At 68.9% G+C, this 13,272-nt stretch carries 7 protein-coding genes; 5 read left to right on the top strand and 2 right to left on the bottom strand.

Translation table 11 applies throughout. From position 1 onward, the window contains the following. Window positions 1-123: 123 nt before the first annotated feature. Window positions 124-1,248 (bottom strand): diacylglycerol/lipid kinase family protein, encoded by a 1,125-nt coding sequence (locus E8A74_RS30350; protein ID WP_232379819.1) that lies wholly within the window; start codon window positions 1,246-1,248, stop codon window positions 124-126. Window positions 1,249-1,520: 272 nt separating this feature from the next. On the opposite strand from E8A74_RS30350, the gene E8A74_RS30355 reads away from it, so the two are divergent. Next, the gene (locus E8A74_RS30355) at window positions 1,521-2,183 is read left to right on the top strand and encodes a hypothetical protein (RefSeq protein WP_136932596.1); all 663 of its coding nucleotides are present in this window, start codon (window positions 1,521-1,523) and stop codon (window positions 2,181-2,183) included. A gap of 110 nt (window positions 2,184-2,293) precedes the next feature. Here E8A74_RS30355 and E8A74_RS30360 read toward each other — a convergent pair whose 3' ends face one another. Further along, on the bottom strand, window positions 2,294-3,934 hold the full coding sequence (locus tag E8A74_RS30360; RefSeq protein WP_136932597.1) for a SulP family inorganic anion transporter: 1,641 nt from the start codon (window positions 3,932-3,934) through the stop codon (window positions 2,294-2,296). 193 nt (window positions 3,935-4,127) lie between these two features. On the opposite strand from E8A74_RS30360, the gene E8A74_RS30365 reads away from it, so the two are divergent. The 4 genes from E8A74_RS30365 to E8A74_RS52880 are packed head-to-tail and all read left to right on the top strand — an operon-like array spanning window position 4,128 to window position 13,254. Beyond that, on the top strand, window positions 4,128-5,588 hold the full coding sequence (locus tag E8A74_RS30365) for a complex I subunit 4 family protein (RefSeq protein WP_136932598.1): 1,461 nt from the start codon (window positions 4,128-4,130) through the stop codon (window positions 5,586-5,588). A 7-nt stretch (window positions 5,589-5,595) separates the two neighbouring features. After that, window positions 5,596-9,531 (top strand): DUF2309 domain-containing protein, encoded by a 3,936-nt coding sequence (locus E8A74_RS30370; protein WP_136932599.1) that lies wholly within the window; start codon window positions 5,596-5,598, stop codon window positions 9,529-9,531. Next, a complete protein-coding gene (locus E8A74_RS30375) occupies window positions 9,524-11,689 on the top strand; it encodes an NADH-quinone oxidoreductase subunit 5 family protein (protein WP_136932600.1) in 2,166 nt (721 codons plus the stop codon). The genes E8A74_RS30370 and E8A74_RS30375 overlap by 8 nt, the downstream gene beginning before the upstream one ends. 2 nt (window positions 11,690-11,691) lie before the next feature. Beyond that, on the top strand, window positions 11,692-13,254 hold the full coding sequence (locus E8A74_RS52880) for a complex I subunit 4 family protein (RefSeq protein WP_170229487.1): 1,563 nt from the start codon (window positions 11,692-11,694) through the stop codon (window positions 13,252-13,254). Window positions 13,255-13,272 lie beyond the last annotated feature (18 nt).

The following is a 13,272-nucleotide window of genomic DNA, read 5'->3' on the forward strand; positions in this document are numbered from 1 at the left end:
CGCTGGGAGCCCACGCCCTACCAGGACCGCGGGCAGGAGCCCCTGCTCGACCTCCTCCACGGTTCCTTCGGCTGGATGCTCATGCCGATCGCGTGAACCACTACGAATTTGCGGGATGATGTACTAGCCCCGCGGCGGCGCGTAAAAATCGACGATGCGGATCGGTTCGGTCAGACGAACCCGGATGCTCTTGCGATCGCCCCTCACGTCGCCGCCGATCTGGAACGCCGTCGGCGGGTCCATCTCGATCGTGATGTCGTCGACGAAAAAATCGAACGTGCTCTCGAGGTCCTCGTACTCGCCGCGCCAGATCGTCTGGAAGTTCGACACGAAGGCCACGGGCGAAAGGTTCGTCACCCGGAGCTGCATGCGATCCGGTCGATCCTCGGCGTACGGGAACATGCGCAAGCCGAAGCCGTAGTACGGGATCGTCGCGACACACGCGAGCTTCGCCGGTCCCTCGTAGATCACGCCGCCCTTGCGGATCGGCGCCCCGAGGATCGAGCCCTTCTCCCCCACGCGCACGGCGTCGCTGCCCGTGTTGATCACCCGGCAGTGCGGCGTGCGGCGCACGAAGTAGCTCGGCAGCGTCTTCGTCGTCGCTGCGATCGCGTAAGACACCATGCCCGGCGCGATACGCTTCAGCGGGCCGCGCGCGAGCAGCCCCTTCACCCGCGTGTAGTCCTTGAGCATCTCCGCATCGATGCCGAAGCCGCAGAACGGCGAGAGCACGCCCTCGGCCTCGACGAGGCGCAGCCAGCGGCTCCCCGCGTCGGCGCGCAGGCGCGAGAGATCCACCGCGAGCCCGCGGAACCCGCCCGAGCCTTTTTCGCCCGCGCCGCTCGCGCCGAGCACCCACGCGAGCGAGTTGCCCGTGCCGAGCCGCAGCAGGCCGAAGCGCGGGATCGGCGCGCTCCTCCGCTTCGCCTCGTTCACGACGGCCGTGACGACCGACGTGAACGTCCCGTCTCCGCCGCCCGTGAGGATCGTCCCGTAGCCGCGATCGACGAGGATCCGCGCGATGCCTTCGCTCTCCTCGACGCTGCGCGACACGAAGAGATCGCCGCTGTCGAGGATCTGATCGAGCGTCTCGATCACCTCGGCCGTGACGCTCTTGGCGTTGCCGTTGACCACCACGGCGATGCGCGGCAGGGCCGGCCCGCCGGACCGGGCCGCCTCCGAGGGCCTGGAGGAGGCTGCCTCGAGGTCCGTTCCAGCGGGCAGGGGCACGTCGGTGCGAGAGGCCATGGGCGGCGGATCTAGCACGAATGCGCCCTCTTCCCCGCCTGGCCCCTCCGCACGTGGGGCGCCAGATCTAGCCTTGTCCGTCCGCCTGCCCGGACACAAACTGACCATACGTCCGAAGTTTCTGGACGGACTGGCTCAAATTTTGGTAAGGCGACGGGCGTATAGCCTTCACGTGCACTTGACAGCCGTCCGGCTCGAACCGTACGGCGCGCCCCAGTTCGCGTGGCGATACGCGTGGGACGGGGATTATCGCAGAAGCGGGACGCAGCGACATGGCGAAATCGACAAAGACGAAGAGCTCGGAGAAACGCTCCGCGAAAAAACATTCGAGCTCGCGCGCGAGCGGCGACGCCCCGAAGTCCGGGACGAAAGCCCGGGAGAAGGACGACGACGCCAAGGGCTCGAAGCGCAAGCTCGGTCTGCGGGGAGCCGCGCCGTGGGCCGCTCGCCACGCGGCCAAGCACGCCGCCGAGGCGCGGGCCCGGGCCGCCGAGCCTGCCCCGCCGGGCAGCGCGCGCGCCACGATCCGCGTGCCGGAAGGTGCCGACGCGATCAAGGCGAAGATCGCCGAGCTCCACAACCAGACCACGAAGATCCGCACCCTGCGCAAGCGCATGGAGAAGGGCTTCTTCGACATCGGCCTGGTCCTCGCCGAGATCCAGGAGCAGCAGCTCTTCCAGGCGAAGGGCTACGGCTCGTTCGAGGCCTTCCTCGAGCGCGAGATCGACTTCGGCAAGCAGACCTCGCTGAAGCTCGTGAAGCTGTCGAAGGTCTTCCAGCGCGAAGCCGCCCTCGACCACGGGATGGACCGCTGCATGATGGCCCTCGCCGCGCTCGACGGCGAAGCCGCGCCGAAGGCCGCGCCCTCGACGCCGGGCCCCATGGCGCCGCTGCCGCTGCCCCTCAAGCCCCCGATGCGCGCCGCCGGCGGCTGAAATCGAAGCGGGTCGGGCATCCCCGGCCCTCGCTTCGAAACCACGACGTCCCCCTCCCCGGAGCGCTCCGGGAAGGGGGACGTTTCGTTTTCAGGTCCAACGAGGCGACCTCAGGGCGTCGAGCCGGCGCGCTCCAGCGCGGCCTTCCGCCGCGCCGCGAGAGGGTGCTCCGACAGGCTGCGGTGCCGATCGAGGCCGATCAGCTCCAGCGTGCGCCCGCTCCGCTCGAACTCACCTCGGAGCTCGTGGAGCTTCTCCATCACGGTGTGATCCACGAGGCGGGCATGGTCGAAGTCGACGACCACGTGCTTCGCCTCGTGTTTCGCGAGCCGCCCCTTGATCGAGAGGTAGTTGCTGAACACCGCGGCGTGCCGGATCCGGAGCACGACGCGCTCCCCGACCGAACGCTCCTCGATGTCGGGCCGGAACAGGCTCTTGATGGGCGCCCCGTTCACCACGTGCACGACCATCTTGATCACGATGCCAGCCGCCACGCCGACGAGCAGGTCGGTCGCGATCGTGACGATCGTCGTCGACACGAACACGAGGAGCTGCTCGCGACCGATGCGGAACGTCTTGACGAACTCGTGGAGGGAGGCGAGGCGCGTGCCTGTGTAGATCAGCATCGCTGCGAGCGCCGCGAGCGGGATGCGGTGGATGAGGCCGGGCAAGAACGCCACGAAGAGCAGCAAGAACAGCCCGTGGAAGAAGTTCGATAACCTCGACCGCGCGCCGTAGCCGATGTTCGCCGAGCTGCGCACGATCTCCGAGATCATGGGCAGGCCGCCGATGAGGCCCGCGACCAGGTTGCCGACGCCCGTCGCGAGCAGGTCTTTGTCGAGGTCCGAGCGGCGCTTCTCCGGATCCAGCGCGTCGACGGCCTTGGCGCTGAGCAAGCTCTCGATGCTGCCGACGAGCGCGAACATCACGATGTACTTGAGCGACGTCCCCGAGAGCACCGCGCTGAAATCCGGCGTCGTCACCGCCGCGAGCACGTTTCCCGGGAGATTCACCAGGAAGTTCGGCCCGATCTTGTAGTCGTGGTGGTTGATCGAGAACGTGTACGTGTGCTCGTGCTCGAGGTCGAACGCGTGCGCGAGCGGCACCGCGACCGCGAGCACGAAGAGCGGCGCCGGGATCTTCTTGAGGAACGAAAACCGCTTCGCGAGCACCGGGAACGCGAAGAGGATCGCGAGGCTCACGCCGCCGATGATCGCGATCTCCGGGTTCAGGCGGCCTACGCTGCGCGGGATCTCGAAGAGCAGGTGCAGCGGCTCCTTGGCCTCGGGCGTCACGCCGAGCGCTACGTGGATCTGCTTCGAGCAGATGATGATGCCGATCGCCGCGAGCATCCCGTGCACCACGGATGACGGAAAGAAATCACCGAGCGCCCCGGCGCGCGCGAGGGCAAACCCAATCTGGAGCACGGCGGCGACCACGATCGTGGCGAGCGCGCGGCGATACCCGACCGAGCCATTCCCGCTCCCGAGCTCCGTCACGGCGCCGAGCGCGATGACGATGAGGCCCGCGGCCGGCCCTTTGATGGTGAGCGCAGCGCTGCCTATCCAGGTGGCGACCACGCCGCCGATGACGGCCGTGATGATGCCTGCCACGGGCGGAAAACCGCTGGCCATGGCGATGCCCAGGCAAAGCGGCAAAGCGATGAGAAAGACGAGAAATCCGGCGACGAGGTCGTTCCGGATGGAAGGCGCGCCCGTGGGCACACCGGCGCTCTGGTCCGGCTTGTCCATAAAACCCTTTGCGGATCGGTCACGGACGTCGTGATTCCGTTCCTCACGACGTCGGTCGTGCGATCCGATCCACAAGACGGATCGAGGCCACGGGCAGGTTCCCGGGAACCAACTCGCTGCTCGTCCCGTCCCACGACGTAAGCAAGAAGCAGCACGCGTAGGGACGATCCGTCCCTGCGATGAGCATTGATTTATGCCGAGCCTTCTCCTGACGATTTTCCCGCCCTTGCTCGGCGCGATCCTCGTCATTCTGCTCCCGCCCGGGAACGTCCGGTGGATCAAAGGCGTCGCCCTCTTCCACGCGGCGCTGGCATTCATCGCGTCGTGGAGCCTCGTCCCGTCGTTCGACCGAACGACGTCCGCGCTCCAGTTCGTCGCGCCGTTCCCGTGGTCGCCGGACGCCGACGGCGCCGCCGCGCTGGGCGTCGACGGCATCTCCTTCCCCATGGTGCTCCTCACGACGCTCGTGATGCTGATCGCGCTCATCGCGTCGCTCCACGGCACGCACCGCGTGAAGGGGTATTTCGCCTGGTTTCTGCTCCTCGAATTCGCGGTCCTCGGCGTCTTCACCTCGCTCTCGTGGTCGCTCTTTTACGTCTTCTGGGAGCTCACCCTCGTCCCCTTGTTTTTCCTGGTCAGCGTGTGGGGCGGGAAAAACCGCTCGGCCGCGAGCATGAGCTTCTTCTTGTATACGCTCGCCGGCTCCGTCCTCATGCTGGTCGCCATCCTCGCGCTGCACCTCTCGGTGCCGAAGCACGGGTTCGGGATGGTCGAAATGCAGAACGCGAGCGCCGGCCTCGGCCGCGCGACCCAGGTCCTACTCTTCCTCGGCCTCTTCGCGGGCCTCGCGGTGAAGATCCCCGTCTTCCCGTTGCACGGATGGCTCCCGCTCGCCTACGTCGAATCCGAGCCACCCGTCAGCATGGTCTTTTCGGCCGTGCTCGCGAAGATGGGCGCGTACGGCCTGCTCCGCCTCACGGCGCTCTTGCCCGCCGGCGCGGAGTCGCTCGTGCCGCTCCTCTTCCTGCTCGGCCTCGTCAATATCGTCTACGGCGCGCTGCTCGCGTTCCGCCAGCCCGATCTCAAGACCATGGTGGCCTATGGCTCGATGAGCCACATGGGCTTCGTCTTGATCGGCGTCTCCTCGCTGAACGACGCCGGCCTCACGGGCGCCACGATGCAGATGTGCACGCACGGCGTCTCCAGCGCTGCGCTCTTCCTCCTCGTCGGCGCGCTCGAGCGCCGCACGAAGACCCGCGACGTGCGCCAGTACGGCGGCCTCGCGAGCGTCACGCCACGCTTCTTCGTGGCGCTCTCCCTCGCGCTCCTCGGCTCGATGGGTTTGCCCGGGCTCGCCGGGTTCGTCAGCGAGCTGTCCACGCTCGTCGGCACGTTCCAGCGGTACGAATATTTTGCTGGAATCGCGACCATCGGCGTCCTCATCACGGCCGGATATTCGATGCGCGCCATCGGCCGCCTCTTCTTCGGCCCCTTGAATCCCCGCTGGAAACACCTCCGGGACCTCGAACCGCGGGAGCTCGTCGCTGCCGCGCCGCTCGGGCTCCTCATCGTCGCGCTCGGCGTCGCCCCGCGCGCCGCCCTCGACCTCGTCGCCGCCACGGTCTCGCACATGGCGACGCTCTTCCACGGATGAGTCTCGTATGCGCGCAATGCCTTCCGCCGTCCCGCGCGGCATCTCGGTCGAATCGAGGAAACACCTCGAACACGAGATCCACCACATCGCCCACGTCCTGCCCGGACAGGGGCCGATCGAGACGTTCATCCACCACAACACGCTCCACGGCTTCCAGCACCTCCATTTCGAGCAAGCCGTCGTGGAGGCGCGCCGCGTGCTCGGCGGGCGCGGATACCTGCCGCTCGACGAGTATCGACGGCTCTACGCCATCGGCCGGATCACCGACGAGGACCTCGAACGCGCGCGCCGCGAGCGGAATGGCGCGGTTGAGCCCGAGCCTCTCCTCCGGATCGGCGATCGAACGGTCACCACGCGCGACGTCGAGCGCCTCGCCTTGCTCCACGGCCTCGACCCGCTCGAACCCGGCGAGGGCGCCGAGCCACGCTTCGGGCCGAACGTTTTTTCCGTGCTCCGGCCCGAGCTCTCCGCGGAGGCCCGCGAGCACCTGCTCGCCACGGCGAAACGTGAGTTCGAGGCCGCGCTCGCGCGTATCGGGCGCGATTTCACCGTCGCCGATCTGCTCGCCGATCTCCTCGCCACGCCCGTCCCCGCGGCCGTGCTCGAAGAGGCTTGCCTCGACGGATCGACGGACGAAAGCGCCGATCCCGACGCCATCCCCCGCGCGCTCGATACGCTCGGCATCCCCGAGGACGCGCGGGCCGGCTACCTCGACCTCGTCCGCGACAAACTCGCCTCCGGTCCCGCGAAAAACCGCCCCGAGCGCTGGCTCGAAGCCGAGGTCCGCAAGGTGCGCCGGGTGCTGCTCGCGCATTTCGGCGTCGAGGGCACGCTCCCCGCGATCGCCGAGCGAATGCGGCGTGATCCCGAGGGCCTCGCCGTCCTCTCCTTGCTCCGCGCGAGCCTCGCGAGCTTTGGTTTGTCCGATCCCTTCTCGCCGATCCACGCCGAGAACCTCACGCCCGAAGAGCCCGTGGGCGCGCGGATCGAGGCGCTCTTCGAGCGCATCGAGCACCTCGAAGCCTGGGGCGGACCGGCCATTCCGCTCGACGCCGAGCTCGCCGCGCGCGTCCGCGACACCGTCCGCGCGCACCTCGAAGAGCGGGACGGCGCGCTCGGTCCACACGCCGGCGCGGCCACCAGCGAAATCGCCCGCCTCTGCCTCACCGTCGTTCACGACCTCGGCCCCGATCACCTGCGACGGCGTGGATTCGAGGCGCTCCGGGCGCTCGAATCCGCGTTCGGCGGCCCGCCGTCGAGCGAGAGCCTGATTGCCAAGCTCACCACGCGTGATCCTCGCCGGCAGATGATGGAGCACGCCGCGCGCCGATGGGAGGAGCACATCGGCAAGGTCGGCCCCGAGACGTGCCACCGCGATTTGCTCCTCGCGCTCACGGGCGAGGACATCCACGAGAAGATTCACCCGCAGATCATGCGCGTGACGATGGCCTTCCTCGACGAGGGCCTCGCGGCCTGGCACGTCGCGGGCCGCTCGCTCGGCTTTTACGATGCTTTCCGCAAGATGGCCGAGCACGACCGATTCTTCGAGCTCGAAGATTTGCCGGGGGCCCGCGACGCGCTGCGGGAGCTGCCGCCGCTCGCCGTCGACGCGATCCTCCAGAGCCTCGAACGCCTCGGCGTGCCCGAGCTGCACTGGGGGCCGTATCTCCGCCGTATCTGCGTGGGTTTGCCCGGGCTCGCGGGCATGGTGCACTGGCGCGAGACCCACCCCGATTACCCGGCGCAACGGGCGCACCCGATCGACCTCCTCCAGTTCCTCGCGGTCCGCCTCTTCTACGAGGTGCTCTTCGTGCGTCGCGCGTCCTTGCGCGCCTTCGGGCACGACGGCGACGTCGACGCCTTCCGCCATTATTTCTCGAACCATCTGCCGGAGCTTCTCGTCCGGCATGCGCTCTTCCTCGGCGAGCTGCCCGATTTCCTCGCCGAGCGCGCGCGCGCCTTGTTCGAGGCGCGCTCCGCGGGCACCGCGGCCAGCGACGATGGGGCCCTCCTCCGCCTCGCCGACATGGTCTTTGATCTGAAGCAAAGCGCCGAACACGTGAACGGCGGACACTCCGCGCGGCATCACGCATTCCGCCTCTTCTTGCTCGCGCAGCACCTCGGCATCTCCCCGGGTGAGCTCCGCGCGACCTCGCTCGAAGGCGCCACGCGTCTGCTCGCGGCGCTCGACGCGTGCGACCCCGACACCCTCACGCCGCTCTGGCAGTGTGCCTACGAGATCCATTACCGCGACGGCGTGCTCGAAGCGCTCACCCAAAACGTCCGCGATCACAAACCGTATGCGGGCCGGCGCGAGGCGCAGATCGTCTTCTGCATGGACGACCGCGAGGAGTCCATCCGCCGGCACATCGAGGAGATGCGGCCCTCGTACGAGACCTTCGGCGTCGCAGGCTTCTTCGGCGTGGCGATCGCGTATGAGGCGCTTGGCGCGCGCGAGGCCGTGCCGCTGTGTCCGATCGTCGCGACGCCCGCAGCGCAGCTCTGCGAGGTCCCGCGCCCCGAGGCGATGCACGCGTGGGCTTCGCGCTCGCTCCGCACGCGCGCCCTCGCGGCGCTCCGCGACGTCATCCGCGAGGTCACCCGCAATCCCGTCTCGTCCTATTTCGTCATCGACATCCTCGGGTTCTTCTCGCTCTTCCCCGTCCTCGGCCGGCTGCTCTTCCCGCGCGCGTTCGATCGCATGTCGCGCCGCGCGAAGCACGCCGTGCTCCCCGCCGTCGAGACCGAGGTGCCGCTCGATCGGGAACGCGAAAAAGGTACGGCGCCGAAACAAGGTTCGCTCCAGAAGACCCACTTCACCGTCGTCGAGCAGGCGGATCGGGTGGCAGCGCTCCTCCGAAACATCGGCCTCGTCCGCGACTTCGCGCCGGTCGTCATGCTCTCCGGCCACGGCTCCGAGAGCCGCAACAACCCGCACCTCTCCGCGTACGACTGCGGCGCGTGCGGCGGCAAGCACGGCGGCCCGAATGCCCGTGTCTTCGCGCGCATGGCGAACGATCCCGAGGTCCGCGCCCTCGTGCGGGAGCGGGGCATCGACATCCCGGACGACACGTGGTTCCTGGGAACCGAGCACAACACCGCGACGGACGAGATCCTTTATTTCGACCTCGGCGACGTCCCCCACGACGTCCGCCCCGCCGTGGAAAAGCTCCGCGGCGTGCTTCAACGTGCCCGGGAGCGCTCCGCACACGAGCGGTGCCGCAAGTTCGAATCGGCCCCGAAAAACCCCACCCCGGCCCGCGCGCTCCGGCACGTGGTCGGCCGCGCCGCGGACCTCTCGCAGGCGCGCCCCGAGCTTGGCCACGCGACGATCGCATTCGCGGTCATCGGACCTCGATCGATCTCGCAGGGCGTCTTCCTCGACCGCCGATCTTTTTTGATCTCGTACGATCCTGCCATCGACCCCGAGGGCACGATCCTCGAAGGCACCCTGCTCGCCGCCGGCCCCGTCGGCGCGGGCATCAACCTCGAATACTATTTCTCCACGGTCGACAACACGACGTACGGCTGCGGGACGAAGGTCCCCCACAACGTCGCGGGGCTCATCGGCGTGATGGAAGGCGCATCGGGGGATCTGCGCACGGGTTTGCCCCGGCAGATGATCGAGATCCACGAGCCGATGCGACTCCAGATGCTCGTCGTGGCGAAGACCGAGATCCTCGGCAAGATCTACGAAAAGCAGCCGGCCATCCGCGAGCTCGTGGGCAACGCGTGGGTCCACCTCATCGCGATGGATCCGGAGACGGGCGTATGCATGTCGTTCCAGCCTGGAAAGGGCTTCATCCCGTGGGAGCCACAGGACCTCCCCGTGAAGACGGTGAAGGCCTCCGCGGCCTGGTATTCGGGCACGCTCGACTTCCTCCCCCCGGCGTTCATTCGCCCGGACGAACCCCCCGCGCGTGGACAGGCGGCCCATGCTTGAACGTCTCGCCGTTCTGATTCCGCTGCTGCCGCTCGTCGCGGCGATCCTCATCGGCCTCTGCGCCCTCGGCGGACGCCCGCTCCGCGAGCGCACGACGAGCCGGCTCGCGCTCGGCGCGACCTTGCTCTCCTTCCTCGGCGCCGGCGCGCTCCTCGTGCGCTCCACGCTCGGCGCCGCGCCCGCGACGATCTTCCTCGCGCCCTGGATCGAGACCCGCGCGTATCAGGCGCCGCTCGAGCTCCTGCTCGATCCGCTCTCGGCGTCGCTCGCGCTGCTCGTCACCGGCTTCGGCGCGCTCGTCCTCAAGTTCTCGACGAACTACATGCACCGCGAGGCCGGCTTTCCCCGGTTCTTCGCGGTGATGTGCTTCTTCCTCGCCGCCATGCTCCTGCTCGTGCTCGCCGGCAACCTCGTGATGACGTTCGTGGGCTGGGAGGGCGCAGGCCTCGCGTCGTACCTGCTCATCGGATATCATTACGATCGCAAAGCACCGGCGCGGGCCGCGACGTACGCGTTCGTGACGAACCGCATCGGCGACGCGGCGTTCCTCTGCGCGATCTTCATCGCCTGGCACGAGCTCGGCACGGTCCGCTATGCGTCGCTGTTCCGCGCCGCGGAGACCACAAACCATGGGGCGCTCTCGGCGCTCGGGTTCTGCCTCCTCGTCGCGGCGGCCGCGAAATCCGCGCAGCTCCCGTTCTCGCCGTGGATCTCGCGCGCCATGGAAGGCCCGACGCCTTCGAGCGCGCTCTTTTACGGCGCCGTCATGGTCACGGCGGGCCTCTTCCTCGTCTTGCGCATGAACCCCGTGCTCGTGCACGCGCCCGACGTGCTCCGCGCCATGGCTGCGATGGGCGCGGCGACTGCGCTGTATGGCGGGCTCGTCAGCCTCGTGCAGACGGACGTGAAGAGCGGCCTCATCTTCTCGACGGTGAGCCAGCTCGGGCTCATGTTCCTCGCGGTCGGGCTCGGGGCCCGCGGCATTGCGCTGTTTCACCTCTTTGCGCATGCGCTCCTCCGCGGCGCGCAGTTCCTCACGGCGCCGAGCACCCTGCTCCTCGTCACGCGCGACGAGCCGTCCCGCGAAGAGCGCCCCGTCGCGGGCGAGGTCGAGCCGGCCTTCTGGCTCTTGCTCGCGGGCCTGCTCGGCGTCCTCGCCTTGCCCTTCCTCACCGAGATATGGGCAGGCCCGGACGCCCCCCTCTCGCCCGGCGCGTTCCTCTCCGCGGCGGGCGCCGGCATGGCGCTCTTCTGCGGCGGCCATTATCTCCTCCGGTTCGCGCAGCGGGGCCTCGCGAATGCAGGAAATGGCGCCGAGTGGAAGACCGTCTCCTCGTTCGTCGAGTTCGGCCCCGCGTGGATCGCCCCCGCGGTCGTCGGCGCCGTCAGCCTCTCGCTCGGCCTCGCGCCCGGCGGACGGCCGCACGGCCTTTTTCACCTCGTCCTCGACCCCTTGCTCGTGCGGGGTGGACTTGGCCGCGCCGCACATCCCTTCTGGGCCTTTGGCCTCATGCTCCTGCTCGGGTGCCTGCTCGTCGCGGGCTGGGCGACGGCGCTTTATTTCCACCGCGCCGCGCCCGAGCGACCGGGCATTTTGCCGACGCGCCTGCGGGGCCTTTACGTCACGGCGCTCGCGCGCTTCTGGCTCGAACCCCTGTACGAGCGCCTCCTCCTCGCGCCCATTCTCCGGCTCGGCCGCGCGCTCGATCACCTGGATGGCTCGCTCCTCGATCGCGCCTTCGGCCGCCCGCTCTCGCCCGAGGACGCGCCCGCGCCGCTCGCGACCTTCCAGGAAAAAGTCCTCGCCGGCGAGATCGACGACGCCGATCCTTTTGCGGCCGTACGTGTGGCCCTCGAACGCCAAACCACGAGCGGCGCGGCGATGGCGCACGGGGACGAACCGCCGCCCGCGCCCGGCGCCGAGGACGATTTCGCCCGGGGCCGGGGCATCGCGGGCCGGATCGTCCAATACGCGGCGGCGCTCGCGAACCTCATCGAGAAACACATCGTCCGGCGCGCGATCGGCCGCGGCATCCCGATCACCGGCGACCTCCTCGGGCGCACCCTCGATCACGTCGAGGCGCTGCTCGAAAGGCCTGTCGTCGTCGGGGCGCTCGTCGTCCTCTCGCTCTTCGTCGTCGTCTGCTGGGCCGTTTGATCATGAACGAAATCCCCTACGCCTCGGCCTTGCCCTTCCCGGTCCTGAGCGCGCTCATCCTCGTGCCGCTCCTCACCGCGGCATTCGTCCGTTCCCTGAAACATGCGCGCTACGTCTATTCCATCGGCCTCGGCGGCGCCGCGCTCGAGCTCGTCCTCGCCGTGCTCGTCGTCGCCCGGTTCGAGCGGCACACCTCCGCGCTCCAGCTCGTCGAGCGTGTCCCGCTCTTCGGCACCTTCGCCTATCACGTCGGCGTCGACGGGATCAGCGTCCTCTTTTTGCCGCTGACCGCGCTGCTCGCGCTGCTCGTCATCCTGCACGCGCAGGTCGCTTCGAAAGAGCGACCTGGCCATTACCTCGCCGCCATCTTTTGCCTCCAGGCGACGCTCATGGGCGCGTTCGTCGCGCTCGATCTCCTGCTCTTCTGGGCGTTCGCCGCGCTCGAGCTCGTGCCGGGCACGCTGCTCGTGCGGAGCTGGGGCACGGGGCCGGGAAGGCACACGGCGGCGCGTCGTTATGCGGCGCTCAATGCGATGGGCGTCCTGCTCGTCCTCGCCGGTGCGCTCGTCCTCGGCCGCGCCACCGGCGGTCGATTCTCCCTCGACGCGCTCGTCGACATGCCCGCGCCGGCGAAAGCACAATCCCTCGCGTTCTGGCTCTTCGTCCTCGGCTTCGCCGTCCGCATCCCGCTCTTCCCCTTCCACGGCTGGCTGCCGCCCGTCATGGCCGAGGGCCCGGTCGTGGGCGTCAGCGTCTTCCTCGTCGGCGCGAAGCTCGGCGTCTATGGCCTCTTGCGCTTCGTGGTCCCGGTCCTGCCCGTCGCCGCGCACCGACACGGTTCCATTCTGGCCATCCTCGGCGTCGTCGGCATGCTGTACGGCGCCCTCCTCGCGCTCGTCCAGACAAACCTACGCCGCCTCGTCGCGTTCGCCTGCCTCACGCACACGGGCGCCGTGCTCGTGGGGCTCTCGGCGCTCAACGTGGAGGGGCTCTCGGGCGCCTTGCTCGTCACGCTGAACGTCGGCCTCAGCGCGGCCGGGCTTTATTTCGTCGCGGGCTTCTTGCACCGGCGCCTCGGCTCGACCGAGATCGAGCGCGCCGCGCGGCTCTCGCATCACGCGCCTCTGCTCTCGTTCACGTTCCTGCTCGTCGGCCTCTCGACGATTGGAATGCCGGGGACGAGCGGCTTCGAGGCCGAGCACCTCGTCGTCGTGGGCGCGCTCGGCGCGCGGCACGGCATCATGGCCATCGCGGTCGGCCTCGGCAGCTTGCTCGGGGCCGCCTATCTGCTGCGTTATTTCCAGCGCGCCTTCCTCGCCTCCGCCGCCTCCGCGCCGGGCTCGCCTGCAACCGAGACGAAATCGACGCGCGGCAAGAGCGTCCGGGACCTCGGCCCGCGCGAGCTCGTCATTGCCGGCGCGGTCGGCGCGCTCATCGTGGGCCTCGGGCTCTTTTCTCACCCCCTGCTCGAGGTCGTGGACGGCTCGGTCCGCGCCATGTCCACACGGCTCGAGCACGCCAAACCGCATTCGTCCCTCGTGATGCACGGGGAGGGCGCCCCGTAAGGGCGCTCGGGAGGCGTT

Source organism: Polyangium fumosum (assembly GCF_005144585.1).
In the GTDB taxonomy this organism is placed as follows: Bacteria; Myxococcota_A; Polyangia; order Polyangiales; family Polyangiaceae; genus Polyangium; species Polyangium fumosum.

What these genes read in the sequence shown, in the direction of transcription:
- E8A74_RS30370 (WP_136932599.1), top strand. Translation starts at nt 5,596, where the DNA reads ATGCGCGCAATGCCTTCCGCCGTCCCGCGCGGCATCTCGGTCGAATCG.
- E8A74_RS30365 (WP_136932598.1), top strand. Translation starts at nt 4,128, where the DNA reads ATGCCGAGCCTTCTCCTGACGATTTTCCCGCCCTTGCTCGGCGCGATC.
- E8A74_RS30375 (WP_136932600.1), top strand. Translation starts at nt 9,524, where the DNA reads ATGCTTGAACGTCTCGCCGTTCTGATTCCGCTGCTGCCGCTCGTCGCG.
- E8A74_RS30350 (WP_232379819.1), bottom strand. Translation starts at nt 1,248, where the DNA reads ATGGCCTCTCGCACCGACGTGCCCCTGCCCGCTGGAACGGACCTCGAG.
- E8A74_RS30355 (WP_136932596.1), top strand. Translation starts at nt 1,521, where the DNA reads ATGGCGAAATCGACAAAGACGAAGAGCTCGGAGAAACGCTCCGCGAAA.
- E8A74_RS52880 (WP_170229487.1), top strand. Translation starts at nt 11,692, where the DNA reads ATGAACGAAATCCCCTACGCCTCGGCCTTGCCCTTCCCGGTCCTGAGC.
- E8A74_RS30360 (WP_136932597.1), bottom strand. Translation starts at nt 3,934, where the DNA reads ATGGACAAGCCGGACCAGAGCGCCGGTGTGCCCACGGGCGCGCCTTCC.